At 60.8% G+C, this 26,416-nt stretch carries 25 protein-coding genes; 13 read left to right on the top strand and 12 right to left on the bottom strand.

Annotation, left to right across the window (positions count from 1 at the left end; translation table 11 throughout):
• Window positions 1-65: 65 nt before the first annotated feature.
• The 11 genes from arnB (at window position 66) to F7R06_RS01820 (ending at window position 12,640) form a co-directional block, all read left to right on the top strand.
• On the top strand, window positions 66-1,214 hold the full coding sequence (gene arnB, locus F7R06_RS01870; RefSeq protein ID WP_090322076.1) for a UDP-4-amino-4-deoxy-L-arabinose aminotransferase: 1,149 nt from the start codon (window positions 66-68) through the stop codon (window positions 1,212-1,214).
• Window positions 1,211-2,230 (top strand): undecaprenyl-phosphate 4-deoxy-4-formamido-L-arabinose transferase, encoded by a 1,020-nt coding sequence (gene arnC / locus F7R06_RS01865; RefSeq protein WP_090322080.1) that lies wholly within the window; start codon window positions 1,211-1,213, stop codon window positions 2,228-2,230. Before arnB ends, arnC begins: the two co-directional genes overlap by 4 nt.
• Window positions 2,227-4,218 carry a bifunctional UDP-4-amino-4-deoxy-L-arabinose formyltransferase/UDP-glucuronic acid oxidase ArnA gene (gene arnA / locus F7R06_RS01860; RefSeq protein ID WP_090322083.1) on the top strand — a complete coding sequence of 664 codons (1,992 nt, stop codon included), beginning with the start codon at window positions 2,227-2,229 and terminating at the stop codon, window positions 4,216-4,218. The genes arnC and arnA overlap by 4 nt, the downstream gene beginning before the upstream one ends.
• Complete coding sequence (gene arnD / locus F7R06_RS01855; protein ID WP_090322086.1) at window positions 4,218-5,102, top strand: 4-deoxy-4-formamido-L-arabinose-phosphoundecaprenol deformylase; 885 nt, start codon at window positions 4,218-4,220, stop codon at window positions 5,100-5,102. Before arnA ends, arnD begins: the two co-directional genes overlap by 1 nt.
• The gene (gene arnT / locus F7R06_RS01850; RefSeq protein WP_090322090.1) at window positions 5,099-6,748 is read left to right on the top strand and encodes a lipid IV(A) 4-amino-4-deoxy-L-arabinosyltransferase; all 1,650 of its coding nucleotides are present in this window, start codon (window positions 5,099-5,101) and stop codon (window positions 6,746-6,748) included. The genes arnD and arnT overlap by 4 nt, the downstream gene beginning before the upstream one ends.
• Window positions 6,745-7,089: a 4-amino-4-deoxy-L-arabinose-phosphoundecaprenol flippase subunit ArnE gene (arnE, locus tag F7R06_RS01845; protein WP_090322093.1), complete on the top strand. Its 345-nt coding sequence runs from the start codon at window positions 6,745-6,747 to the stop codon at window positions 7,087-7,089. Before arnT ends, arnE begins: the two co-directional genes overlap by 4 nt.
• Entirely contained in the window at window positions 7,086-7,487 is a 402-nt protein-coding gene (gene arnF / locus F7R06_RS01840) for a 4-amino-4-deoxy-L-arabinose-phosphoundecaprenol flippase subunit ArnF (protein ID WP_090322096.1), read from the top strand. The genes arnE and arnF overlap by 4 nt, the downstream gene beginning before the upstream one ends.
• On the top strand, window positions 7,484-8,869 hold the full coding sequence (locus F7R06_RS01835) for a UDP-glucose dehydrogenase family protein (protein WP_090322099.1): 1,386 nt from the start codon (window positions 7,484-7,486) through the stop codon (window positions 8,867-8,869). Before arnF ends, F7R06_RS01835 begins: the two co-directional genes overlap by 4 nt.
• Window positions 8,836-10,455, top strand: coding sequence for an ArnT family glycosyltransferase (locus F7R06_RS01830; protein WP_090322102.1), 1,620 nt, complete (start codon window positions 8,836-8,838; stop codon window positions 10,453-10,455). The genes F7R06_RS01835 and F7R06_RS01830 overlap by 34 nt, the downstream gene beginning before the upstream one ends.
• A 140-nt stretch (window positions 10,456-10,595) precedes the next feature.
• The gene (locus F7R06_RS01825; RefSeq protein ID WP_090322105.1) at window positions 10,596-11,774 is read left to right on the top strand and encodes an MFS transporter; all 1,179 of its coding nucleotides are present in this window, start codon (window positions 10,596-10,598) and stop codon (window positions 11,772-11,774) included.
• Between the two features lie 158 nt (window positions 11,775-11,932).
• Window positions 11,933-12,640 carry an HPP family protein gene (locus tag F7R06_RS01820; RefSeq protein ID WP_090322107.1) on the top strand — a complete coding sequence of 236 codons (708 nt, stop codon included), beginning with the start codon at window positions 11,933-11,935 and terminating at the stop codon, window positions 12,638-12,640.
• 45 nt (window positions 12,641-12,685) lie between these two features.
• Here F7R06_RS01820 and astA read toward each other — a convergent pair whose 3' ends face one another.
• The 7 genes from astA to F7R06_RS01785 form a co-directional block, all read right to left on the bottom strand.
• Entirely contained in the window at window positions 12,686-13,720 is a 1,035-nt protein-coding gene (gene astA, locus F7R06_RS01815; protein ID WP_090322110.1) for an arginine N-succinyltransferase, read from the bottom strand.
• The gene (ctlX, locus tag F7R06_RS01810; protein ID WP_090322113.1) at window positions 13,717-14,655 is read right to left on the bottom strand and encodes a citrulline utilization hydrolase CtlX; all 939 of its coding nucleotides are present in this window, start codon (window positions 14,653-14,655) and stop codon (window positions 13,717-13,719) included. Before ctlX ends, astA begins: the two co-directional genes overlap by 4 nt.
• Window positions 14,656-14,828: 173 nt before the next feature.
• Window positions 14,829-15,308 carry an Lrp/AsnC family transcriptional regulator gene (locus F7R06_RS01805; RefSeq protein WP_090322115.1) on the bottom strand — a complete coding sequence of 160 codons (480 nt, stop codon included), beginning with the start codon at window positions 15,306-15,308 and terminating at the stop codon, window positions 14,829-14,831.
• 12 nt (window positions 15,309-15,320) lie between these two features.
• Window positions 15,321-16,082: an ABC transporter ATP-binding protein gene (locus F7R06_RS01800; protein ID WP_090322118.1), complete on the bottom strand. Its 762-nt coding sequence runs from the start codon at window positions 16,080-16,082 to the stop codon at window positions 15,321-15,323.
• A 61-nt stretch (window positions 16,083-16,143) separates the two neighbouring features.
• Complete coding sequence (locus F7R06_RS01795) at window positions 16,144-16,854, bottom strand: ABC transporter permease (protein WP_090322121.1); 711 nt, start codon at window positions 16,852-16,854, stop codon at window positions 16,144-16,146.
• The gene (locus tag F7R06_RS01790; RefSeq protein ID WP_090322123.1) at window positions 16,851-17,576 is read right to left on the bottom strand and encodes an ABC transporter permease; all 726 of its coding nucleotides are present in this window, start codon (window positions 17,574-17,576) and stop codon (window positions 16,851-16,853) included. The genes F7R06_RS01795 and F7R06_RS01790 overlap by 4 nt, the downstream gene beginning before the upstream one ends.
• Window positions 17,577-17,640: 64 nt before the next feature.
• Window positions 17,641-18,420, bottom strand: coding sequence for a transporter substrate-binding domain-containing protein (locus tag F7R06_RS01785; RefSeq protein WP_090322126.1), 780 nt, complete (start codon window positions 18,418-18,420; stop codon window positions 17,641-17,643).
• Window positions 18,421-18,946: 526 nt separating this feature from the next.
• Here F7R06_RS01785 and F7R06_RS01780 point away from each other — a divergent pair.
• Together F7R06_RS01780 and F7R06_RS01775 are read left to right on the top strand one after the other, a co-directional pair.
• A complete protein-coding gene (locus tag F7R06_RS01780) occupies window positions 18,947-20,053 on the top strand; it encodes an enoyl-CoA hydratase/isomerase family protein (protein ID WP_090322129.1) in 1,107 nt (368 codons plus the stop codon).
• Window positions 20,054-20,056: 3 nt separating this feature from the next.
• Window positions 20,057-21,208 (top strand): acyl-CoA dehydrogenase family protein, encoded by a 1,152-nt coding sequence (locus tag F7R06_RS01775; RefSeq protein WP_090322131.1) that lies wholly within the window; start codon window positions 20,057-20,059, stop codon window positions 21,206-21,208.
• A 101-nt stretch (window positions 21,209-21,309) separates the two neighbouring features.
• Here F7R06_RS01775 and F7R06_RS01770 read toward each other — a convergent pair whose 3' ends face one another.
• From F7R06_RS01770 to F7R06_RS01750, 5 genes are all read right to left on the bottom strand, one after another.
• The gene (locus F7R06_RS01770; protein ID WP_090322134.1) at window positions 21,310-22,185 is read right to left on the bottom strand and encodes an NAD(P)-dependent oxidoreductase; all 876 of its coding nucleotides are present in this window, start codon (window positions 22,183-22,185) and stop codon (window positions 21,310-21,312) included.
• Between the two features lie 180 nt (window positions 22,186-22,365).
• Window positions 22,366-23,139 carry an enoyl-CoA hydratase gene (locus F7R06_RS01765; RefSeq protein ID WP_090322138.1) on the bottom strand — a complete coding sequence of 258 codons (774 nt, stop codon included), beginning with the start codon at window positions 23,137-23,139 and terminating at the stop codon, window positions 22,366-22,368.
• 14 nt (window positions 23,140-23,153) lie between these two features.
• On the bottom strand, window positions 23,154-24,281 hold the full coding sequence (locus F7R06_RS01760; protein ID WP_090322141.1) for an acyl-CoA dehydrogenase: 1,128 nt from the start codon (window positions 24,279-24,281) through the stop codon (window positions 23,154-23,156).
• A gap of 167 nt (window positions 24,282-24,448) precedes the next feature.
• Window positions 24,449-25,642 (bottom strand): acetyl-CoA C-acyltransferase, encoded by a 1,194-nt coding sequence (locus F7R06_RS01755; RefSeq protein ID WP_090322144.1) that lies wholly within the window; start codon window positions 25,640-25,642, stop codon window positions 24,449-24,451.
• A gap of 12 nt (window positions 25,643-25,654) precedes the next feature.
• Window positions 25,655-26,416 (bottom strand): SDR family NAD(P)-dependent oxidoreductase, encoded by a 762-nt coding sequence (locus F7R06_RS01750; RefSeq protein ID WP_090322147.1) that lies wholly within the window; start codon window positions 26,414-26,416, stop codon window positions 25,655-25,657.

Here is a 26,416-nt window from a genome sequence, read left to right as displayed (position 1 = left end):
TAGAATGCGACCGGATCCATTTTCTAGCCTCAACGGCTATTCACGTTTTCAGCCAAGAGGTGCTCATGAGTCAGGCTTTTCTTCCCTTCTCCCGTCCGAGTATCGGCGATGAGGAAATTGCCGCGGTAGAACAAGTACTGCGCTCAGGCTGGATAACCACTGGGCCGAAAAACCAGGCACTGGAAGAGCACTTCGCCAATTATGTCGGTTGCCGTCATGCCGTGGCACTGTCCTCGGCCACAGGTGGCATGCATATCACTTTACTCGCGCTGGGAATCGGCCCGGGCGATGAAGTCATTACACCCTCGCAGACCTGGGTGTCCACCGCCAACATGATCAGCCTGCTGGGTGCGACACCCGTTTTCGTCGACGTTGACCGCGACACGCTGATGAGTGACGTGGCGAGCATCGAGGCGGCGATCACCCCGCGCACCAAAGCCATCATCCCGGTGCACTACGCTGGCGCTGCGTTCGATCTCGATCCGTTGTATGCACTGGCCGAGAAGCACGGGATCACCGTGATCGAAGACGCCGCCCACGCAGCGGGTACCCGGTATAAAGGTCGCCACGTCGGTTCCACGGGCACCGCGATTTTTTCGTTCCACGCCATCAAGAACATGACCTGCGCCGAAGGCGCCATGTTCGTGACCGACGATGAAGCCCTGGCGACGCGGGTGCGCATGCTCAAGTTCCATGGCCTGGGTGTCGACGCTTACGATCGCCTGACCCATGGCCGTAAACCCCAGGCACAAGTCATGGAGCCGGGATTCAAGTACAACCTGGCCGACATCAATGCGGCCATCGCCCTGGTACAACTGGAGCGGCTGGACGAGATCAACGCCAAACGCACGCTGCTGGCCAACACCTACCTGCAACGCCTGGAAGGCCTGCCGGTGCAACCGCTGGCCATTCCCGCCCATGCGCAGCAACACGCCTGGCACCTGTTCATCTTGCGTATCGATGCCGAGCGCTGCGGGCTGGACCGTGAAGCGTTCATGAAAGCCCTGCAGGAACAGAATATCGGCACCGGGATTCACTTCATCGCGACACACCTGCATACTTGGTATCGCCAGCGCTATCCTGACCTGTACCTGCCCAATACCGAATGGAACTCGGCCCGACTGTGTTCGATCCCGCTGTTCCCCGACATGACCACCGATGACGTCGAGCGCGTTGTCGGCGCCATTGAAAACTGCCTGGACACACGCCTGTGAGACCTTACCCAATCAACTTCGTATCGATCGTGATTCCGGTCTATAACGAAGAAGACAGCCTGCCGGAATTGCTGCGCCGCACCGAAGCGGCGTGCGCGCAATTGCACCACCCCTACGAGATCGTCCTGGTCGACGACGGCAGTCGCGATGACTCCGCGCACATTCTGGAGCAGGCCGCCTCCCGCCCTGACAGCCCGGTAGTGGCGGTCATTCTCAACCGCAACTACGGCCAGCACGCAGCCATCATGGCCGGTTTCGAGCAGTGCAAGGGCGACGTGGTGATCACCCTCGACGCCGACCTGCAAAACCCGCCTGAAGAAATCCCGCGCCTGGTGGCCCAGGCCGAACTGGGCTACGACGTCGTCGCCACCGTGCGCAACAACCGTCAGGACTCGGCCTTGCGCCGTTGGCCGTCGAAACTGATCAACCTCGCCGTGCAACGCTCCACCGGCGTGGCCATGAGCGACTACGGCTGCATGCTGCGTGCCTACCGGCGTACCATAGTCGACGCCATGCTGGCCTGCCGCGAGCGCAGCACCTTTATCCCGATCCTGGCCAACAGCTTCGCCCGTCACACCACGGAAATCCTGGTGAACCACGCCGAGCGCGAACACGGCGATTCCAAATACAGCCCCATGCGCCTGATCAACCTGATGTTCGATCTGGTGACCTGCATGACCACCACGCCACTGCGTCTGCTGAGCATCATCGGCTTCGGCATGGCGGCCCTCGGCGTACTCTTTGCCGTCGCTCTGGTCTTTTTGCGTCTGGCATTCGGCGCCGGCTGGGCTGGCGGTGGCACCTTTGTCCTGTTCGCCGTGTTGTTCGTATTCACCGGCGGCCAATTCATTGGCATGGGCTTGTTGGGCGAATACCTGGGCCGCATGTACAGCGATGTCCGTGCTCGTCCGCGTTTCTTTATCGAAAAGGTGCTGCGTAGTCAGCCTGCCTCTCCTGTTTCCGTTGCCACCATCGATGGCCTCACTTCCACTTCTTCAGATCGGGTTCACCCATGAGCGCAAAAGCTGTTGTCTTCGCCTACCACGATATCGGTTGTGCCGGTATTGAAGCCCTGCTCGCCAGCGGTATTGAAATCGCGGCCGTGTTCACTCACGCCGATGATCCCAAGGAAAATGCCTTCTACGGCTCCGTTGCGCAGCTATGCGCGAGCAAGGGCATCACCGTGCACGCACCGGAAGATGCCAACCATCCGCTGTGGATCGAACGCATCAGCAAGCTCGACCCCGACTACCTGTTCTCGTTCTACTACCGCAACCTGCTGAGCGAGCCATTGCTGGCCACCGCCCGCAAGGGTGCGTTCAACCTGCATGGCTCGTTGTTGCCAAGCTACCGTGGCCGTGCGCCAGCCAACTGGGTGCTGGTCAATGGCGAGACCGAAACCGGCGTAACCCTGCATCGCATGGTCAAGCGTGCCGATGCCGGCGCGATCCTCGCCCAGCGCCCAGTCGCAATCGAGCGCAGCGACACCGCACTGAGCCTGCACGGCAAATTGCGCCAGGCTGCCACCGACCTGTTGCGCGACACCCTGCCGCTGCTGCTGCAAGGCAAAGTCACTGAAACCCCGCAGGATGAATCCAAGGCGAGCGTTTTCGGTCGCCGCACTCCAGCCGACGGTAAGCTGGTCTGGCAAAAGCCGGCAGAAGAACTGTTCAACCTCGTTCGTGCCGTGACCCAGCCGTATCCGGGCGCGTTCTGCGCGGTGGGCGAGCACAAGCTGATTGTCTGGAGTGCCGAAGTGGCCAAGGGCAACGAAGGCCAGGCTCCGGGCCGCGTGATCAGTGTCGACCCGCTGCGCATTGCCTGTGGCGAAGACTCGCTGATCATCACCGCTGGCCAGCGCAACGACAACGGCCTGTACCTGAGCGGCCCGCAACTGGCCAACGAGCTGGGCCTGGTGGACGGTTCCGTGCTGCGTGGTGCCGAGTCCGGTCGTGCGCCGCGTCGCACCCGTGTGCTGATCCTCGGCGTCAACGGTTTCATTGGCAACCACCTGTCCGAGCGCCTGCTGCGTGATGACCGCTACGAGGTTTATGGCCTGGACATCGGTTCCGACGCCATCGACCGCCTGCGCAGCCACCCGAACTTCCACTTCGTCGAAGGCGACATCAGCATTCACTCCGAGTGGATCGAATACCACATCAAGAAGTGCGACGTGGTCTTGCCGCTGGTGGCCATTGCCACCCCGATCGAATACACCCGCAACCCGCTGCGCGTGTTCGAACTGGACTTCGAGGAAAACCTGAAGCTGGTGCGCTACTGCGTCAAGTACAACAAGCGCGTGATCTTCCCGTCGACCTCGGAAGTCTATGGCATGTGCCAGGACAAGAACTTCGACGAAGATGCCTCGAACCTGATTGTTGGTCCCATCAACAAGCAACGCTGGATCTACTCCGTGTCCAAGCAGCTGCTGGACCGCGTGATCTGGGCTTACGGCGCCAAAGGCCTGAACTTCACCCTGTTCCGTCCATTCAACTGGATGGGTCCGCGTCTGGACCGTCTGGATTCGGCACGTATCGGCAGCTCCCGTGCCATCACCCAGCTGATCCTCAACCTGGTGGAAGGTACGCCGATCCGCCTGTTTGACGGCGGCGAGCAGAAACGCTGCTTCACCGACATCGCCGACGGCGTCGAAGCGCTGGCGCGGATCATCGACAACGACAACGATGTCTGCAACGGTCAGATCATCAACATCGGCAACCCGGACAACGAAGCCAGCATCCGTCAGTTGGGCGAAGAGCTGCTGCGTCAGTTCGAAGCTCACCCGCTGCGCGACAACTTCCCACCTTTCGCCGGTTTCCGCGACGTGGAAAGCAAGGCGTTCTACGGTGCCGGTTACCAGGACGTGGAACACCGCAAGCCAAGCATCGCCAACGCCAAGCGCCTGTTGAACTGGGAGCCGACCGTGGAAATGCGTGAAACCATCGGTAACACCCTGGACTTCTTCCTGCGCGAAGCCATGCTCGAAATCGCGGACAAGCGCTGATGCAGGCAGGCCTACGCATCGATGTCGACACTTACCGAGGCACCCGTGAGGGGGTGCCCCGGTTGCTGGAAATGCTGGACGAAGCACAAGTCAAGGCGACGTTTTTCTTCAGCGTTGGCCCGGACAACATGGGGCGCCACTTGTGGCGCCTCATCCGTCCACAATTCCTCTGGAAAATGCTCCGCTCAAACGCGGCCGGCCTGTATGGCTGGGACATCCTGCTGGCCGGCACTGCATGGCCGGGCAAACCGATTGGCCGCGATCTCGGGCACTTGATGCGTCAGGCCCGTGACGCCGGCCATGAGGTCGGCCTGCACGCCTGGGATCACCATGGCTGGCAAGCCAATGCCGGGCGCTGGAACGACGCGCAATTGATCGAGCAGATCCGGCGTGGCGTGGACACCCTCAGCGACATTCTCGGGGCAAAGATCGAGTGTTCGGCCGCCGCCGGTTGGCGCGCGGACGAGCGCGTGATCGAGGCCAAGCAGCGATTCGGTTTTCGCTATAACAGCGATTGCCGTGGTCAGAGCCTGTTCCAGCCGAAGCTGGCCGATGGACGTCTGGGCACACCGCAAATCCCCGTGGACCTGCCGACGTTCGACGAAGTGGTTGGCCCGCATATCGCCGCAAAAGACTTCAACAGCTTTATCCTTGACCGGTTCACCCCGGAAAAAATCAACGTCTACACGATCCATGCCGAAGTAGAAGGGATTCTGATGGCCAATGATTTCCGCCACCTGCTGAGCGATGCGCGGCAGCGTGGCATCCACTTTCAACCCCTGGGTGATTTGCTGCCCGATACCCCTGGCAGTTTGCCGGTCGGTCGCGTGGTACGCGGCGCACTCGAAGGTCGCGAAGGCTGGCTGGGAGTGCAAGGCGCATGAGCAAACGCTGGGCATTGCCGCTGTTGCTGGTGCTTATGGCGCTGGCATACCTGCTGCCTCTGGGAACCCATGGCCTGTGGATTCCCGATGAAACCCGCTACGCCCAGATCAGCCAGCAAATGCTGCTGAGTGGCAACTGGGTGTCGCCGCATTTCATGGACGTGCGCTATTTCGAGAAACCGGTCGCCGGCTACTGGATGATCGCCATCGGTCAGGCGCTGTTCGGTCAAAACCTGTTCGGCGTGCGCTTCGCTTCGGCGCTGAGCACGGCCTTGAGCGTATTACTGTGCTACCTGATCGCACGGCGGATGTGGAACGAGCCGCGCAAGAGTTTCGCCTGTGCGCTGCTGTATATGAGCCTCACGGTGATCGCCGCCCAGGCCGGATACGCCAACCTCGATCCGCAATTCACTTTCTGGGTCAACCTCAGTCTGGTTGCCTTGTGGTTCGCAGTCGATGGCACAGGCCGCGGCCAACGTTTGACGGCCTGGGCGGTGCTGGGGCTGGCGTGTGGCATGGGCTTCATGACCAAGGGGTTTCTCGCCTGGCTGCTGCCGGTGCTGATCGCCCTGCCCTGGATGCTCTGGCAAAAACGCTGGCGCGAGTTGCTGGTCTACGGTCCGGTGGCGATAGTCGTGGCCGTGGCCGTCAGCCTGCCCTGGGTCCTGGCGGTGCATGCGCAGGAGCCCGACTACTGGCGATTCTTCTTCTGGCACGAGCACATCCGCCGCTTCGCCGGGGAAGATGCCCAGCATGATGCGCCATGGTGGTACTACTTGCCGTTGCTGGTAGGGTTCAGCCTGCCGTGGGTGGCTTTGCTGCCGCCTGCGCTGAAACAGGCGTGGCAGACCCGGCGCCAGAGCAACATCGCGTTCCTTTTGCTGTGGCTGTGGATGCCGCTGATCTTTTTCAGCCTGAGCAAAGGCAAGCTGCCTGCCTATATCCTGCCGTGCCTGCTGCCATTGGCTTTGCTGCTGGGTCACACCCTGGCTGATCGGCTGAAACTGGAACAAGGCCGGATCCTCGGTATCAACGGTATTCTCAACCTGGCGCTGGGCCTGATCACCCTGCTCGCCCTGGTCTACCTGCAACTTAAAAAGCCGTTGTACGACCATGAACTGCACAACCTGGTGCTGGTGTTTATCGGTCTGATCGGCTGGATCATGGCCAACCTGCTGCAAGCCTTCAGGCCGTTGCAATGCTGGGGAGCTCCGGCCTTTGGCAGCCTGCTGCTGATCGGCCTGCTGCCGGCCGGCTTGCCCAACTCGGTGGTCGCCAACAAGACGCCTGATCAGTTCATCCTCGATCATGCGCAGGAACTCGGCCAGAGCGCCAGGTTGCTGAGCAACGATCTGGGGGCAGCTTCGGCGCTGGCCTGGCGAATGAAGCGTCCGGACGTGTCTTTCTACAACACCATTGGCGAATTGAAGTACGGCCTTGCCTACCCTGATTCGTTGAAGCAGCGCGTCGATCCCGATCAGATCCAGCAATGGATGCGAGAAGCCCGTCAACAAGGCCCGGTCGGCGTTGTGATGCGGGTCAAAGGTGACGAGGAACTGCAGGAGCTCGAACAGCTGCCCAAGGAAGGCAAGCGTTATGAGGAAGGCAATCTGGTCATTTTGATAATTCCTCAGGCCGCGCCATGAGCCTGATTCTGCTGCTGGTCGCTTGCCTGCTGACGTGCCTGGGCCAGATTGCCCAGAAGTACGCCGTCGAAAGCTGGCGCGGGCAACCCTCGAGCTGGGCGCAGAAACTGCGCTCGCCGTGGTTGTGGCTGGCGCTCGTCTCACTCGGTTTGGGCTTGCTGGTCTGGTTGCTGGTGTTGCAGCGCCTGGAAGTTGGCATCGCCTACCCGATGTTGAGCCTCAATTTCGTGCTGATCACCCTGGTCGCGCGTTTCCTTTTCCACGAAACCATCGACCGCCGTCACTGGCTGGGTGTAGTGCTGGTGATCGGTGGCGTGGCACTGTTGGGACAACACGCATGAACCAGCGACGCGGAATCACCTTCGCCCTGGGCAGCGTGCTGCTGGTCAGTGCCGCACAGTTGGGCATGCGCTGGAGCATGAGTCACCTGCCGTCGCCGGAACAATGGCTTAGCGCCCCGATCAACCTGGCGGCTGTGGCCGTAGTGCTGGCTGCTATCCTTGCCTATGCCCTTTCAATGCTCAGTTGGCTCCTCGCCCTGCGTGACCTGCCCCTGGGCCGGGCCTACTCGCTGCTGAGCATCAGCTACGCACTGGTGTACCTGTTGGCCGCCAGCCTGCCGCTGTTTCACGAAGATTTCAGTCTTTCAAAAAGCCTTGGCGTCGCCCTGGTCATCCTGGGCGTCATCACCATTAATTCTCGACCTGCAAGTGCGCCCGAACTTAGGAGTGCCCCATGAAAATAAGTGTATTTGGTAGCGGTTATGTTGGCTTGGTGCAAGCCGCAGTCCTGGCGGAAGTTGGCCACGACGTGGTCTGCATGGATATTGACGAGAAAAAAGTCAAATTGCTGCAACAGGGCCATGTGAGCATTTTCGAACCTGGGCTTGCCAGCCTGGTGCGCGAAGGCCTGGACGGCAAACGGTTGCAATTCACCAGCGATGAAAAGCTGGCGGTGCAACACGGTCAAGTGTTGTTCATCGCGGTCGGCACGCCGTCCCGTGAGGATGGCTCGGCCGACCTGCGTTATGTCCTGTCCGTGGGCGAAGCGGTAGCGCGCCACCGTGAACAGCCAGTGATCCTGGTGGAAAAATCCACTGTACCGGTCGGTACGGGCGATACCCTGCGCGCGCACATCGACCAATACCTGGCCAAGGACGGGCGTTCGCTGCAGTTCGATATCGTGTCCAACCCGGAGTTCTTGAAGGAAGGCTCGGCTGTATCCGATTGCCGGCGTCCGGACCGTATCATCATCGGCTGCGAGCGCGATGAGGTGCGTGATGTGATGCGCGACCTGTATGCCCCTTTCAACCGCAACCATGACCGCGTCATGTTCATGGACCTGCGTAGCGCCGAGCTGACCAAATACGCCGCCAACTGCATGCTGGCAACCAAAATCAGCTTCATCAACCAGATCGCCGAACTGGCCGAACACCTGGGGGCCGATATCGAATCGGTTCGTCTGGGCATCGGCGCCGACTCCCGTATTGGCTACCACTTCATCTACCCTGGCTGCGGCTACGGCGGATCGTGCTTCCCCAAAGACATGCGCGCCCTGATTCACAGCGCCGAAGAGGCCCACTGCTCCAGCGATCTGCTGCAAGCGGTTGAAGCCATCAACGAGCGGCAGAAACACAAGCTGTTCGATCGCATTAACGCGTTCTACAAAGGCGATCTGAAGGGCAAGACCTTTGCCCTCTGGGGTCTGGCGTTCAAGCCAAACACCGACGACATGCGCGATGCACCAAGTCGCGTGCTGCTTGAATCACTTTGGGCGGCGGGCGCTGAAGTGCGCGCGTTCGATCCCGAAGCCATGCAGGAAACCCAGAACCTGTATCCCGATGAACCGAAGCTGATGTTGATGGGCACGCCGGAATCGGTGTTGACGGGCGCCGACGCGCTGATCATCTGCACCGAGTGGCAGCAATTCAAGGCGCCGGATTTCAACCTGATCCGCCAACGCCTCGTCGCCCCGGTGATCTTCGACGGACGCAACCTGTACGACGCCGAACGTCTGGCCCGTGGCGGCTTCCTGTATTTCCCGATGGGCCGCGGCGAATCGCGCAAACTGCCGATCCCGCATCAGCAATGGCCGGCCGCCCCAGTCGACGCCTCGGCGTAATGTCACGGTCCATCCGCCAACAGTCCTGCGTCGTGGGACTGTTGGCCCTGCTGTTGTTCATTGCCGGGGTCTACCAGCAAGCGCCAATCGGTTTCGATTCGCGCTTCGTGCTGTTCGCCCAGGAGATGCTGCGACACGGGCCGTCGTTTTTCCCGACCACCTATGGTCAGCCCTACGCTGACTACTTGGGGCTTTCGACCCTGTTCATCTGGTTGACGGCCCTGCCGTTTGGCCAGGTCAACAGCCTCAGTGCCTGGCTGCCAAGCGCTATCGCCGGGGCGGTCATCGTCACGCTGATGTACCGTCTGGTTGCACCTGTTTCCAGCCGATGGGCGTTACTGAGCATCGCCCTGATGTTGGTGACCAACACCTTCATCACCGAAGTACGCGCGGTTTCCCAGGACTTGATGCTCGCTGCGGTTGCATTTGCGGTGTTTTATCTGGGCTACGCCGCCGATCACTTCTCGGCACCCCGTCGATGGCTACTGATCTTCGCCTTGTTGCTGCTGGGTTTCGGCCTGCGTGGGCCGATCGGGCTGGTGATCCCCACCGGCATTCTGTGCAGCTACTTTCTGCTCAATCGCCAATGGCAGCGGTTTTTCGGCTTCGGCCTGACGGCCGCAGTGCTGCTGGCCCTGTGTGTCGGCGCGTTACTGTGGATGGCCAAAGCCAGTGGCGGGCCGGTCTTCATGCAGGACGTGATTCGCATGCAGTTCATGGGGCGCATGGACGGTAGAGAAGGCGTCAGCGGCTCGCTCTACTACTTCACCAGTTCGATGGGCAACTATGCGCTGGCGTATCCTCTGGCGCTGCTGGCATTGCTGGCACTGGCCCTGAACAAACCGCGCGACACCGGGCCGGCACTGCGATTGCTCCAGTATTGCGCGGCAGCCGGGTTGATCGTGATGCTCGGGCTTTCGATTCCCCAGGCGAAGAAAGCCCGCTACCTGCTGCCGATATTGCCCTTTGTGGCGATCATCGCCGCCTACCCCTTTGCCGTGGCTCGGGGTCGCTTGTTCAGTTGGCTACGCGGCTTGATGCAGGGCCTGTGGCTGCTCATGCCGGCGTTGTTCGTCGGCGGACTGCTGGTTGCCCAGCGAAAACTTGATCAACAACTGCCCAACCTTGCTACGGTGTTGATGATCCTGGGGGCGTTACAAGTGATTGCGCTGGCGATCCTTGGCAAACCGCACTGGCGCCCGCAAACCCTGGCCGTTTGTTCGGTACTGGCGTTGTGGTCGGTGTACATTCTGGTGTTTGAACCGCTCGAACGGCAGATGTACGACACCCAGACCTTCAGTCGTGCCTCGCTTGAACAGATGCAAAAAGACCCCGCACCGCTGGTGCTGCATCACATGGGCAAGGACGCCAAGGCCATCAAGTTCATGGTCAATATCGAGCAGGATCTGCAACCTGTGTTCACCGAGTCGATTCAAGAGCTGGACACGCTTCAGGGGCCATTGTGGTTGATGATGGATGCCAACGACTACCATGCCCTGCAAGGCACCTCCTATGGCGCTTTGCCGCCCGTACTCAGCGGGCGTTTCGACAAGAACGATTTCGTGCTGCTGCATCGCCCCTTGTAGAAGAGGCCGAAGGCACGGAGCAAGTCCGATGGCCATTCACCGGGCGTCGTTGAAGATCAAGCATGTTCTTCAACGACGCCCGGGGGCCGTGTTAAACAGGACTCCTCGCGTACCTGCTTTCGAATAAGGACATTCACCCCGTGGCCACCTACTCGCTGGTTATCCGCCGGTTGTTGATCTGCTCGTTGACCATCGTTGTCAGCCGCGCGATCACCAGCCCCATGCTCACGCTGTTCCTGAGCAACAAGCTCGGCCTCAACCAACAGGACGTTGGCTTGCTGCTGGGCATCGCGGTGTTCGTCGCAACCCTGCTCGCGCTCTATGGCGGTTACATCATCGACCGCCTGGAAAAACGTCGCCTGCTGATTCTGACCATGCTTTCCAGCGCGATCGGCCTGGTGCTCCTGACCCTTGCCGAAAACCTTTACCTGACCACCGTCATCCTGGTGATCACCGAAACCGCTTCGGCGCTGTTCCTGATCGGTTCAAAAGCGATCCTGAGCGAAAACCTGCCCGTGGGCCAACGGGCCAAGGCGTTTTCCCTGAGCTACACCCTGACCAACATTGGCTATGCCATCGGCCCGATGCTCGGTGTAGTGATCGCCGGGGTCTATCCGATTGCTCCATTCCTGATCGCCGGCGCCATCGCCTTTTTCAGCATTTTTCTGCTGACCGGCATTGCCAGGGACCCGACGCAGCTCCCGGCAACGGGACAGGCGCAAAGCTTCCTCAACACCCTGATCACCCTGAAAAACGACCGCACCCTGATCATGTTCACTGCCGGCTGCCTGCTCAGCACCGTGGTGCACGGTCGCTTCACCTTTTATCTGTCGCAGTATCTGCTGGTCACCAGCGACGACCAGAACACGCTTAAAGTCATGGCCGCCCTGCTCGCCTGCAACGCCATCAGCGTGATCCTGCTGCAATATCAGATCGGCCGCTTCCTCAAGCGCGAACACCTGCGCCACTGGATTGTTGGCGGCACCGCGCTGTTCATCCTCGGCCTGATCGGATTCAGCCTGGCCGACAGCCTGGTGAGCTGGTGCGTGGCGATGTTTATCTTCACCCTGGGCGAAATCATCATTTACCCGGCCGAGTTTCTTTTCGTCGATACCCTGGCGCCGCAAGAGCTGCGTGGCAGTTACTACGGTGCGCAGAACCTCGCAGCGCTAGGGGGTGCACTAAGCCCGGTGATCTGCGGCTTCCTGCTGATGCATACCCCGGCGCCCACCATGTTCTATGCCTTGAGCACGTTGGCAGCCTTGGGTGGCATGTTGTGTTTCATGAGTGGCCGCCGGGTGGCGATACATCAGAATTAATGAACTGAAGCTTCATTAATATGAATTTGTCAGCATCTGCAATGATCGGCACACTGTGCCTGTTCCTCCCCCAATAGTTGGAACAACTTCAAGGGCTTTCTGGGTATCCCAGCTAAGCCCTTTTTTTTCCTCGGTTTTGTCAACGGAACGGTTTCGTCATGCTCGCTCGCTGGTTACCCGCCGCCATCAACACCCGCCCGACAGAGTGGAGCCGTGCCGCTATTGGCATGGCCCTGGGAACCCTGCTCAGTGTCTGGCTGTGCGGCCAGGTATTCGGCATCGAGGTGGCGCAACACCTGATCGGGCCGCTGGGGGCGTCGGCGGTGCTGCTGTTCGCGGTGTCGTCCGGAGCACTGGCGCAACCCTGGTCGATTCTCGGCGGCTACCTCAGCGCCGCCGTAGTCGCACTGTTGGTGGCGCACGTACTCGGTCGCACCCTGACCAGCGCCTGTCTGGCAGCCGGCATGGCCCTGGTGCTGATGTGCTGGCTGCGCTGCCTGCATCCGCCGGCCGGTGCCCTGGCCTTGACCCTGGTGCTGGCAGACCCGGCGACCATTGCCATGGACTGGAAAGCGCTCGGCCCGGTGATGCTCGGTGCCTCGATCATGTTGCTCAGCGCCCTGGCCTACAACAACCTGACGCGCATCCGCTATCCCAAGCGCGCCAATGAACCGGTTGCAGTAGTGCCTGCCGACCACCCGCCCACCGATAACCAGGCGATCACCGCCGAAGACCTGAAATTGGCCCTGGCCGATATGGAGGCCTTCTTCGACGTCACTCCCGAAGACCTTGAACAATTGATCCATGCCAGTGAGTTGCACGCCAAACGTCGCAGTATTGGTGAAGTGCTGAGCCGCGGCGCCTGAACCGTTCAGTACCGGCTACAGGTGCAAAGCAGGCTCAGGAACGGGTTACGCCGCCGATTGTTGCCGGACCGGCACCATCAGGTTCACCGCGCGCACCGACGCTCCGGCGGCCATTCCCAGCGCTTGTGCCGTTTGCGCGTCGACAATCAGCGTACCCGCCGCAACACGTGCCTGTGCGGCAGTGATCCGGCAGTCGGCAAACTGCCGGTTATGAATCAGATAAGTCTCAGCCTGATCCCCGGGGGTACCGATGCTCAATTGCAACACCTGGCTGTCGCGCACCGCCCGGATGTCACCGGTGGCGCACTCGATCAGTGGCCCGCCGTCAAAGATATCGATGTAGTCACGGTGTTCAAACCCCTCAGCCTTGAGCATGCCCAGCGCCGGTTCGGTACTGGGGTGAACGCGGCCAATCACCGTCCGCGCCGATTCAGGCAACAGGCAGGTCGGTAGCGGAAACTTGGGCATCAGTTCGGCGATGAATGTCTTGTTGCCCAGGCCCGTGAGGTAGTCGGCATCGGCAAAATCCATCTTGAAGAAATGCCGCCCCAAACCTTCCCAGAACGGTGAAACACCCTCTTCGTCCGAATAACCGCGCATTTCGGCAATCACCTTGTCGCCGAAGCACTGGCGAAACTCCGCCAGGAACAGAAAGCGTGCCTTCGACAACAGGCGTCCATTCAGGCCATTGCGGTGATCGGCGTGCAGGAACAGAGAACACAACTCGGAATGGCCGGTCATATCGTTGCCGAGGAACAATGTCGGCAATTGTTGATTGATCCCGAGGTTTTTCGAGGCGGCAACGAACAGACCCAGTCGATAGTTGTACCAGGGTTCGCGCAGGCCGACGGCGCCTGCCAGGGCACAGATGCCCACCGCTTCCTTGCGTTCGTTTTCCAGCACGAACAGATAATCGGCATCGGCGCGCTCGGCTTCGCCGGCAAAGGTTTTCGCTGCCCACTCCAGACGCTGGCGCAAGCGCGAAGCGTCAGCCGGCAAAGTGGTCAACCCGGTACCGGCGCTATGGGCAAGCGTCAATAGCGCCGGCAAGTCTTCAGGTGTGGCTGGACGGACGATCATTGCGCGTGCTCCTGGACGGTCGAATGTTTGGGCAGGAAAACTTCAGCCAACATGCAACGGGCGCTGCCGCCACCGATGCGTTCGATCGTGTCGATGTTCACCGGCAGCGGCGTGGTATGGGTTTCAATCAAGCGGCGCTGGTCCGTGTCCAATGATCGCCAGGCCGTGCGCGACATCACCAGCAGCGGCTCACCCGCCGCGTTGTGCACTTCCAGCATGTTGCCGGCGAAGGACTCCAGCTGCGCCCAGTTCAGCGCGACGACCTGTTTGCCGCTGCCTTCGAGCCGTTCACGCAGCGCCGAACGCTCGCCAGGATGGCTGACGGATGCCAGACAAGCGACCGCCAACCGGGTGCCGACGCTCATCATTACGTTGGTGTGATAGATCGCCACACCCTGGCGGTCAACGGCGTTGAAGGCGCACAATTCATAGCCCAGATGCTCGACCACTTGGTCCAGCGCTGCGGCATGGGTTCGGGTAGAAAAGCCGGCGTAGCAAATCCGCTTCTGGCGATCCAGCACCATGCTGCCGGTGCCCTCGAGAAACACGTCCTGCTGTTCCAGGCTGGACAGATCCAGTAACTGCTCGACCCGGTACTCGTCCCGTAGCCAGTCGAGCACACCTTTGTCCCGTTCCAGCCGTCGGTTGTGACCCTGCATCGGATACAGCACCAATGTGCCGTCCGGGTGACTGCTCCACCAGTTGTTGGGGAAGATCGAGTCCGGTGTGTGGGATGCTTCACGGTCGTTGTGCACCATCACTTCGACGCCATGCCGGCGCAGCGCGGTAACGTAACCGTCGAACTCCTCAAGGGCCTTTAGCTGCACGTCTTCGGACACTGAGGCCGGGCGCTGGAAGCGGTTGTTGGCCGCCGTGTCCTGGTTGAAGGAGAAACGTGTCGGGCGAATCATCAAAACGGTATTGGTGGTTTGCATGGGCACAGATTCAATGAGGGTTGAGAGAGGCTCATTGTCTGTTTCGTAGCGAGAAAAACCCGGTTGATAAGGGCTTTCAAGGTGATCAAAACGGCTGAAGTTTGCGGGTTGCCCAGCCGATTCGGCGGGCTGAAAAACAAAAAAATCGCTGCGTTGGGCAGCGATTCCTGATCTTACTCCATCGACGTCTTGACCATCGCCAGCTCCGGGTGGCTGACCAGTTTGTCGATATGCAAGTCCGGGTCGTCAAACCAGACTTCGGTCAATACCCGGTAGTGTTCCATGTCACGGCACCGCATGCGCAGGCTGTAGTCGAACGCGCCACTGATCAGACGGCATTCCAGTACTTGTGGACAGGCCCTGACTTTGGCCTCGAAGGCCTTTTGCGCCGCGCGTCCGCTCTGGTTCGAAAGCGCCACCAGTACCAGCAGGGAAAGGCCCGGCGTGAGTTTTTTCTCATCGAGAATCGCGCCATACCCGCGAATGACCCCTAGCTGCTCGAGTTTACGCACCCTCTCCAGACAAGGCCTGGGGGTCAGGTGCACGCGCTCGGACAGCTTTTGATAAGTGATGCGCCCTTCATGGCGCAGCACTTCGATGATGGCCTGATCAATACGATCAAGCACGATCGACAGATCGCGGATGTCCGCCATGTACGTCTTGCCTCACTTCAAACGACCCGATAGGAATTGCTGCAAACGTTCACTCTTTGGGTGGTCGAGGATGGTGGCGTTGCCCTGCTCCTCGACCCGCCCCTGATGCAAGAACAACACTTGGCTGGAGACCTGTCGTGCAAACCCCATTTCGTGGGTCACCATCAACATGGTCCGGCCTTCTTCGGCCAACGCCTGAATCACCTTGAGCACTTCGCCCACCAGTTCCGGGTCGAGGGCCGAGGTCGGCTCATCGAACAACAGAATCTCGGGCTCCACCACCAGGGCACGGGCGATCGCTACTCGTTGTTGCTGCCCGCCGGACAGAAAGGCCGGGTATTGATCAGCCACCCGTTGCGGCAGACCGACCTTGTCCAGATAGGCCCGTGCGCGCTCTTCCGCTACCTTGCGGTTCATGCCCAGCACCCGGCACGGCGCCAGCACAATGTTTTCGAGCACCGTCAGGTGGCTCCACAGGTTGAAATGCTGGAACACCATTGCCAGGCGCGTGCGCAAACGCTGCAGCTGCTTTGGGTTGGCCACACGCATCCCGCCAATGCCTTGCCGCGTAAGCACTCGCTCACCGTCCAGTGAAATGGCGCCCTCGTCCGCCCGCTCCAGAAAGTTGATACAGCGCAGCATGGTGCTTTTACCCGACCCGCTGGCGCCGATCATGCTAACCACGTCTCCCGCCCGTGCGTTTAACGAGACGCCCTTGAGCACTTCATTGTCACCAAAACGTTTATACAGATTTTCAACCACGAGTTTGTACATGCTAGTGCTCCTGGAGCCGCGCCCTCATCGGCGCTGCACTGGACATTGGAATTTGATTTTTTCAGTGGGCTGGTCCGAGAAAACTCAGCCAGCGTCTCTCTGCCAGACGGAATGCGCCCACCAGGCCGAACGACAATGCGAGGTACAGCAGCCCGGCAATACCGAATGCCTGAAAGGTCATGAAGGTGGCAGCGTTGGCGTCCCGTGCGACTTTCAGGATGTCCGGAATGGTCGCGGTGAACGCCACCGAGGTTGCATGCAGCATCAGGATCACTTCGTTGCTGTAGTAAGGCAGCGCACGGCGCAACGCCGACGGCAGAATCAGTTGCAGATACAGACGCCAGCCGCTCAAGCCATAGGCGTGGGCCGCTTCGATTTCGCCGTAGGGAATGCTGCGAATGGCGCCGGCAAAGATTTCCACCGTATACGCGCAGGTGTTGAGGGTGAACGCCAGCAAGGTGCAATTCATCGCGTCGCGAAAGAATGCTTCCAGCAAGGGTTGCGAGCGGACCACAGCGATACCGTAGATCCCGCTGTAGCAGATCAGCAGCTGGATATACAGCGGTGTACCGCGAAACACATAGGTAAACAGCTGGACCGGCCACCGCAGAAGGCTCCAACGCGAGACCCGCAAAACGGCCAGGGGCAACGACAGCACAAAGCCCATCGCAATACTCGCCACCAGCAACCACAAGGTCATCGCCAACCCGGTAAGGGTTTCGCCGTCGCTGAACAAAAAGGGTTTCCAGTATTCGGCAATCAACTCGATCATCGCGCCATCCCCCGTACGCCCTGGTTGTAGCGTCGCTCCAGCACGCGCAGTACGTAGTTCGACGCGCTGGTGATCAGCAGATAAAGCGCCGCGGCCAGCAGCAGGAAATCAAGCATGTTGAACGTACTTTTACCGGCCTCCTGCGCCACTTTGACCAGGTCCGACAAGCCGATGATCGACACCAGCGCCGTGGCCTTGAGCAACACCAGCCAGTTGTTGCCCAGGCTCGGCAAGGCAAAACGCATCATTTGCGGGAACACGACAAAACGAAAACGCTGCCAGCGATTCAGGCCAAAACACGCGCCGGCTGCCTGCTGGCCGCACGGCACACTCAGAATCGCCCCGCGAAAGGTCTCGGTGAAGTACGCGCCGTAGATAAATCCGAGCGTGACGATGCCGGCCACGAAGGGGTCGATTTCCATGTAGGGCCAACCCATGGCCTCGGTCACGCCGGTCAGCCAGCCTTGCAGGCTGTAGAAAATCAGCAGCATTAACACCAGGTCCGGCACGCCGCGAATAAGGGTTGTATAAAAGGTCGCCGGCAGGTTGAGCAACTTCAGCGGCGACAGTTTGGCCGCCGCGCCGAGCAGCCCCAGCGCCATGCTCACCAGGAGCGCCAGCGCCGCCAGTTTGAGGGTGACCCAAGTGCCATGCAGCAACAACGGGCCATAACCTTGCAGGGCCGAAAGATCGACCCCCGGAATATTCAGGAAGGAGTTCACAGCAGTCACCTGTCTTGATGTCCCTCGACGATCACTGCCACTGAGTAACCGTCGAGGTACGGGATCAGTTGTTGTAGAGGTCCAGATCGCCGAAGTGTTTCTGCTGGATCTGCGCATAGATGCCCTTGTCGTGCAGGGCCTTGATGGCGGCATTGAGCATGCCTTTGAGTTCCTCGTTGTCCTTGCGCACGCCGATGGCGATTTCCGAGGGCACCAGCGGGTCACTGATGCCTTCGCTGTTCTGGAAATCCGCCCCTTGCGGCGAGGTGAGGAAGCTCATTTGTGCTTGCAGCTTGTCCTGGATCGAAGCGTCGAGACGGCCATAGACCAGGTCGGCGTAGACTTGATCCTGATTCTGATAGGCCCGCAGCTTGACCCCGCCCGGCGCCAGTTTGGCCTTGGCGTAGGTTTCCTGAATCGTGCCCTGCATGTAACCGATGGTTTTGCCACGCAGCGACTCGGCGGTAGGCAGCAATCCGGAGTCTTTGCGGGTAACGATGGCGGTCGGTCCGGCGTACAGGCGATCGGTAAAGTCGATCTGTTTTTTACGCGCGTCGGTAACGGTCATCGAGGACTCGATGGCATCGAACTTGCCGGCCTTGAGCCCTGGAATCAGCCCGTCGAAATCATTGCTGACCCACACGCAGGTGAGCTTCAGCTCGGCACATATTGCATTGCCCAGATCCACGCCAAAGCCCTGTACACCGCCATCGGCCGTGGTGGATTCAAAGGGTGGGTAGCTTGGGTTGACGCCAAATCGCAGCTCCTTCCATTCCTTGGCGTTGGCGCCGGTGGTGCAGCAGAGCAACGCGAGTGCCGGCAAAGTCAGCCATTTGATGTACATCTTCTTGAGTCCCGGATTATTTGGATTTATCGCGATCCGGCGCCTGCGTCGGACCACACTTTTTGACAGGGGCAGAGAGTCGATGCGGTCTTCACCGCAGCCGTATTTGTTGTTGTTTTCGACCGAATGGGATCAGCCGTCGGGATGCAGCCCGTTTCCAGTCTTGCCTGGGCAGTGCTTGAAACGGACCGTCAGAATGCCAATTGCGGGCACGGGGCTGGTGTCGTAAGCCCCTGTTCAAACAGCCCAAGTACGCTGAACGAGGGACCGTCACAGCCGATTCTGTCGTCGGCGGCCGTTGGGGTTGGAATATCCACGGATCACAGCCTTCGCCAGCGCCACCTCTGCCATGCGCGCCCCCGCGAGAGCAGGCGAAGGTGGGTATCTCTTGATTTACCCATGAGGCATAAATGCAGGAAGCACCTGCACATATCCCGGTTGTACATCACAAATTTGCACTGTTACGATCCTGCATCGCTCGCGCGCGAGCTTCTCAATAAAGAACAATAAAAGCAGGGAGTTAGTGATGACTGCTCAGGTTTCTTCTCCGGGGACTCCGTCCATGGATGCCAGGCAAAACGAAGTGCTGGCCGAGGTACGCAACCACATCGGTCACCTGACCCTCAACCGCCCCGCCGGCCTCAACGCCCTCACCCTGGACATGGTCCGCACCCTGCAATGCCAGCTCGACACCTGGGCAGAGGATCCGCAGGTGCACGCCGTCGTCCTGCGCGGTGCCGGTGAAAAGGCCTTCTGTGCCGGCGGCGACATTCGTTCGCTGTACGACAGTTTCAAAAGCGGCGACACCCTGCACCAGGACTTCTTCGTCGAGGAATACGCCCTGGACCTCGCAATCCACCATTACCGCAAACCGGTGCTGGCGCTGATGGACGGTTTTGTCCTTGGCGGTGGCATGGGCCTGGTCCAGGGTGCGGATTTGCGTGTGATCACCGAGAAGAGCCGTCTGGCCATGCCGGAAGTCGGCATCGGCTACTTCCCGGACGTCGGCGGCAGTTACTTCCTGCCGCGCATTCCCGGCGAACTGGGGATTTACCTGGGCGTCAGCGGCGTGCAGATCCGTGCGGCCGACGCGCTCTATTGCGGCCTCGCCGACTGGTATCTGGACAGCAGCAAACTCGGCACGCTCGACGAAAAACTCGATCATCTGGAATGGCGCGATACCCCACTCAAGGACCTTCAGGGCCTGCTGGCGAAACTCGCGGTGCAACAACTACCGGACGCGCCTTTAGCGGCGCTGCGTCCGGCCATCGATCACTTCTTCGCCCTGCCCGATGTGCCGAGTATTGTGGAGCAACTGCGCGCCGTAACGGTCGCCGACAGCCATGAGTGGGCCACGACCACCGCGGACCTTCTGGAAACCCGCTCTCCGCTGGCCATGGGCGTGACCCTGGAAATGCTGCGGCGCGGTCGGCACCTGAGCCTGGAACACTGCTTCGCCCTTGAGCTGCACCTGGACCGCCAGTGGTTCGAGCGCGGCGACCTGATCGAAGGCGTGCGCGCCTTGTTGATCGACAAAGACAAACAACCACGCTGGAACCCGCCCACCTTGCAGGCGCTGGACGCCGGGCATGTCGCGAGTTTCTTCCAGGGTTTCGATGAGAGCGGGAGCTGAGTCATGCACGATATCGAATTGAGCGAAGAGCAAGTGATGATCCGCGATATGGCCCGGGACTTCGCCCGTGGCGAAATCGCCCCCCACGCCCAGGCCTGGGAAAAAGCCGGCTGGATCGACGATGGCCTGGTGGCGAAGATGGGGGAACTGGGCTTGCTGGGCATGGTGGTGCCCGAGGAATGGGGTGGCACCTACGTCGACTACGTGGCCTACGCCCTGGCGGTAGAAGAAATCTCGGCCGGCGACGGCGCGACCGGCGCCTTCATGAGTATCCACAACTCGGTGGGCTGCGGGCCGGTGCTCAACTACGGCACTGAAGAACAAAAGCAGACCTGGCTCGCGGATCTCGCCAGCGGCCAGACCATCGGCTGTTTCTGCCTGACCGAACCCCAGGCCGGCTCCGAAGCGCACAATCTGCGCACCCGCGCCGAACTGCGCGACGGCCAATGGGTGATCAACGGTGCCAAGCAGTTCGTCAGCAACGGTAAACGGGCAAAGCTGGCAATCGTGTTTGCCGTGACCGACCCGGACCTGGGCAAGCGCGGTATCTCAGCGTTTCTGGTGCCCACCGACACCGCTGGCTTCATCGTCGATCGCACGGAACACAAGATGGGCATCCGTGCTTCCGACACCTGCGCCGTGACCCTGAACAACTGCAGCATTCCCGAGGCCAACCTGCTGGGTGAACGCGGCAAAGGCCTGGCCATCGCCCTGTCCAACCTTGAAGGCGGACGCATCGGCATCGCCGCCCAGGCCCTGGGCATTGCCCGTGCGGCCTTTGAAGCGGCGCTCGCCTACGCCCGCGAACGCGTGCAGTTCGACAAGCCGATCATCGAGCACCAGAGCATCGCCAACCTGCTGGCCGACATGCACATGCAATTGAATGCCGCACGATTGCTGATCCTGCACGCGGCGCGCCTGCGTACAGCCGGCAAACCCTGTCTGTCGGAGGCTTCGCAAGCCAAACTGTTCGCCTCGGAAATGGCCGAGAAGGTCTGCTCCTCGGCGATTCAGATTCATGGCGGCTACGGGTACCTGGAAGACTATCCGGTGGAGAAGTACTACCGGGATGCGCGCATCACGCAAATCTATGAAGGATCGAGCGAGATTCAGCGGATGGTGATTGCCCGTGAACTGAAGAATTATTTGGTCTGATGCCCTGAAAAGCTTCGCTGGCAAGCCAGCTCCTGCAGGGGGACGCAAATCCCGGGAGCTGGCTTGCCAGCGAAGGCGTCAGCGAGAATGGCACATCGGGTTTATTCCTGCCCGGAGCGCTTGATCGCCCTCACCCCCAGCGCCGCCAGATCGTTCTCGCCCTGCCCCAGCGCCACCGCGTCCAGCAGGTTGTCACGTAGCACGCTGGCAAACGGCAACGGCACGTGATTCGGCTCCCCGGCCTTCAACGCCAACCCCACATCCTTCAAGCCCAGGCGCAAGGTGAACCCTGCGCCTTCGGTTTCACGTCGGGCGATCTTCGGCCCGTAGACCTTGTAGGCCGGCGCTGAAAACAAGGTGCCGGTAATGAAATCGACGAAATCATTGTTGGCCACCCCATAGCTCTGACTCAACGCCATCGCTTCGCCCGTGGCTTCAATGGCACTGATCAACATCATGTTGGTGGCGATTTTGAGCACGCTGGCGCTGACCGGATCTTCGCCCATCGGCCAGGTTTTCTGCCCCAGCACGTCCAGCAGCGGCTGGACCTTGGCAATGGCCCCTTGCGGACCGGCGACGACAATGTTGAGCATGCCGGACTCGGCCAGATCGTTACGACCAAACACCGGCGCGGCAATCAGTTCGACACCTGCGCTGGCGTGTAACTCGGCCATTTCCCGAACGAACGCCACGGACAGTGTGGCCATGCTCAAGTGAATCAAACCCGGCTTGCTCGACGCCAGGGCGCCGCTTTCGATGAGGACGGTGCGGGTTACGGTATCGTCAGCGAGCATGCTGATCACGACGTCGGCAACGAATGCCTCGGTCGGGTGCCTGGTTGCGATGGCGCCCTGCTTGACCAGACTCTCGACCGCCTCCTGACTGCGGTTCCACACCAGCAGTTGATGACCGGCCTTGAGCAGATTGGTCGCCATGCCCTTGCCCATGGAGCCCAGCCCGATAAATCCGATACGCATGACAACCTCCGCTGATTTTGTTCACGTTGGTCGACAAGAATAGCTGGGCTGCGCAAGCCTTAGAAACATCGCGGGCAAGCCCGCTCCCACAGGTGTTTCGGTGCGCAGAAAATCCGCGGCACACCCAAAACCTACTGTGGGAGCGGGCTTGCCCGCGATGGCGTCAGCAAAAACGCCGCATTACTTGCCCTGGAACTCAGCCTCACGCTTGGCAATGAACGCCGCCATGCCTTCCTTCTGATCCTGGGTCGCAAAGGCCGCATGGAACACCCGACGTTCAAAGCGCACGCCTTCCGACAGGCTAACTTCAAAGGCACGGTTCACGCTTTCCTTGACCATCATGGCGATCGGCAGCGACTTTTTGGCGATCAACGCTGCGACTTTCAAGGCCTCGTCCAGCAGCTCATCGCTTGGCACGATCCGCGCCACGATCCCGCAACGCTCCGCTTCCACGGCGTCGATCAAACGCCCGCTCAGGCACATTTCCATGGCCTTGGCCTTGCCCACGGCGCGGGTCAGGCGCTGGGTGCCGCCCATGCCTGGCAGCACGCCGAGGTTGATTTCCGGCTGCCCGAACTTTGCATTGTCGCCGGCCAGGATGAAATCGCACATCAGCGCCAGTTCACACCCGCCACCCAGGGCAAAACCGTTAACTGCCGCGATGATCGGCTTGCGGCGGTTGGCCACCCGATCGCTGTCGCTGAACAGGTCATCGAGGTAGATCTGCGGGTAGGTCAGCTCGGCCATTTCCTTGATGTCGGCACCGGCGGCAAAGGCTTTTTTCGAGCCGGTCAGCACGATGCAGCCGATGTTCGAATCGGCTTCCAGGCCATCAAGGGCGTGGTTCAGTTCGCCGATGATTTGCGAATTCAAGGCGTTCAGCGCTTGCGGGCGGTTCAAGGTAATCAGGGCCACACGGCCGTGGGTTTCCAGCAAAATCGTTTCGTAGCTCACAGATGGACTCCTTCTCAAAGATTGCGCGAAATAACCATGCGCTGAATATCGCTGGTGCCTTCGTAGATCTGGCAGACCCGCACGTCGCGGTAGATCCGCTCCAGCGGAAAGTCGTTCAGGTAACCGTAACCGCCGAGCGTTTGCAATGCCGAAGAGCAGACCTTCTCGGCCATTTCCGAGGCGAACAGCTTCGCCATCGACGCTTCGACCAGTGCCGGTTTACCGCTGTCACGCAGGGCGGCCGCGTAATGCACCATTTGCCGGGCAACGGCAATTTGAGTCGCCATGTCGGCCAAGCGGAAGGCTACCGCCTGATGTTCGATGATCGGTTTTCCGAAGCTCTCGCGTTCGCGGGCGTAGTCCCGGGCCGCTTCGAATGCCGCGCGGGCCATGCCCACCGATTGCGAAGCGATGCCGACGCGGCCACCTTCAAGGTTGGCCAAGGCGATCTTGTAGCCTTCGCCCTCTTCGCCCAGGCGGTTGACCACCGGGACTTTCACGTCTTCGAAGAGGATCTGGCAGGTGTCGGAGGCGTGCTGGCCAAGTTTGTCTTCGACCCGCGCGACTTTGTAGCCCGGCGAATCGGTCGGCACGATCAGCGCGGTGATCCCGCGTTTGCCGGCACTCGGATCAGTCACGGCAAACACAATCACCACCCCGGCGTTCTGCCCGGAGGTGATGAATTGTTTGCAGCCGTTGAGCACATAGTGATCGCCTTCAAGGCGTGCACGGGTTTTCAAGCCGCTGGCGTCGGAGCCGGCCTGGGGTTCGGTCAACGCGAACGCGCCCAGCATCGCACCGCTGGCGAGGGGCTTGAGGAAACGTTCTTTCTGCTCGTCGTTGCCGTAGTTGAGGATCGGCACGCAGCCCACCGAGTTGTGCACGCTCATGATGGTCGAGCACGCCCCGTCGCCGGCGGCGATTTCTTCCAGGGCCATGGCATAGGCCAGGTAACCGGTGTCGCAACCGCCCCACTGTTCCGGCACCAGCATGCCGAAGAAGCCCAGTTCGGCCATCTCACCGATGGCTTCCTTGGGGAAACGGTGCTCGCGGTCCCATTCGGCGGCGAACGGCTTCAGCCGTTCCTCGGCGAATTGCCGGGCCATGTCGCGGATTTGTTGTTGGTCGTCATTGGGGATCATGGTGAATCCTTAAAAATAAGCCTTCGTACAACTACCTGACTGAAACACTGGCCCCTGTAGGAGCGAGCCTGCTCGCGATGGACGCAAGGGCGCCACGTTTATCCAGACAGCCCGCGTAATCGTTAACGTCCATCGCGAGCGGGCTCGCTCCTACAGAGGTCCCGCAGCTAGTACAGGCATTCCACGGCCATGGCCGTCGCTTCACCGCCGCCGATGCAAATGGCCGCAACGCCGCGCTTCAAGCCTTTCTGGCGCAACGCCGACAGCAAGGTCACGAGAATCCGCGCGCCGGACGCGCCGATCGGATGGCCGAGGGCGCAGGCACCGCCGTGCACATTGACCTTCTCATGGGGAATTTCCAGCTGGGTCATGGTCACCAGGCTGACCACGGCAAAGGCTTCGTTGACTTCGACCAGATCGACCTGGTCAAGCGACCAACCGGTTTTCTGCATCAGCTTCTTGATCGCGCCGACCGGTGCCACCGGGAACAGGCCCGGCGTATCGGCAAACGCCGCGTGACCGTGAATCACCGCCAGCGGCTTGAGGCCGCGCTTGTCGGCCTCGGAACGGCGCATCAGCACCAGCGCCGCCGCGCCGTCGGAGATCGAACTGGAGTTCGCCGCCGTGACCGTGCCGCCGTCGCGGAACGCCGGTTTCAGCGAGGCGATTTTGTCCAGCTTGGCCTTTGGCGGCTGTTCGTCGTTGCTGATGGTCACCTGCTCTTTGCCGACGGTCACGGTCAGCGGCACGATCTCGTCCTTGAAGCGGCCATCCTTGATTGCCTGCTGTGCACGGGTGGTCGAGGCGATGGCGAAGGCGTCCTGGGCTTCGCGGCTGAAACCGTTGGTTTCGGCGCAATCTTCGGCAAAGGTGCCCATCAGGCGGCCCTTGTCGTAAGCGTCTTCGAGGCCGTCGAGGAACATGTGGTCAAGCACCCGACCGTGGCCCATGCGATAACCGCTGCGGGCGCGGTCCAGCAGGTACGGTGCATTGGACATGCTTTCCATGCCCCCGGCGACGACCACCTCGGCGCTGCCGGCGACCAGCATGTCGTGGGCCAGAATCGCCGCTTCCATCCCCGAACCGCACATCTTGTTCAGGGTGGTGCAGCGGGTCGATTTATCCAGCCCGGCGCCCAGCGCAGCCTGGCGTGCCGGGGCCTGGCCAAGACCGGCGGACAGCACACAGCCGAACAACACTTCTTCGACGGCATCCGCAGCGATACCGGCGCGCTCCACGGCAGCCTTGATGGCGGCCGCACCGAGTTGCGGCGCGGTCAGGCTTTTCAGCTCGCCCTGAAAACCACCCATCGGGGTGCGGACGGCGCTGACGATGACGATTGGATCGTTGGAAAGGCTCATGACAATTGCTCCTTATTTGGCGGCCATGCGCAAGGCACCGTCGAGACGGATCACCTCGCCATTGAGCATGCTGTTTTCAATGATATGCCTGACCAGCGCAGCGTACTCGGCCGGTTTGCCCAGGCGCGGCGGGAACGGCACGCCGGCCGCCAGGGAATCGCGCACTTCCGGGGTCATGCCAGCCATCATCGGGGTTTCGAAAATGCCCGGGGCAATGGTCATCACGCGGATGCCGAAACGCGCCAGTTCTCGGGCGGCGGGCAAGGTCAGGCTGACGATGGCGCCTTTGGACGCGGCGTAGGCCGCCTGGCCGATCTGACCATCGTAGGCCGCGGCGGATGCGGTATTGATGATCACGCCGCGCTCGCCATCGGCGTCCGCGTCGGTTTCGGCGATCGCCGCCGAGGCCAGGCGCAGCATGTTGAAGCTGCCGATCAGGTTGACGTTGATTACCTGACTGAAGCTGGACAGCGCATGCGGACCGTTTTTGCCGAGGATCTTCTCGCCACGCACGATGCCGGCGCAGTTCACCAGGCCATTGAGGCCGCCAAAAGCCTTGACCGTGGCCTGCACCGCCGCCTCAGCCGCCGCTTCGTTGCTGATGTCCGCCACCACGCTTTGCGCACCGAGGCGCTTGGCCTGGGCCGCGACGGCTTCGGCATTCATGTCCACCAGCATCACTTTGGCGCCGGCGGCGACCAGCATTTCAGCGGTGGCCGCGCCCAGGCCGGAAGCACCGCCGGTGACGAGAAAAACCTTGTTTTCGATCTGCAT

Source organism: Pseudomonas moorei (assembly GCF_008801475.1).
GTDB classification, from domain to species: domain Bacteria; phylum Pseudomonadota; class Gammaproteobacteria; order Pseudomonadales; family Pseudomonadaceae; genus Aquipseudomonas; species Aquipseudomonas moorei.
This window is presented reverse-complemented; position numbering and strand designations above follow the sequence as displayed.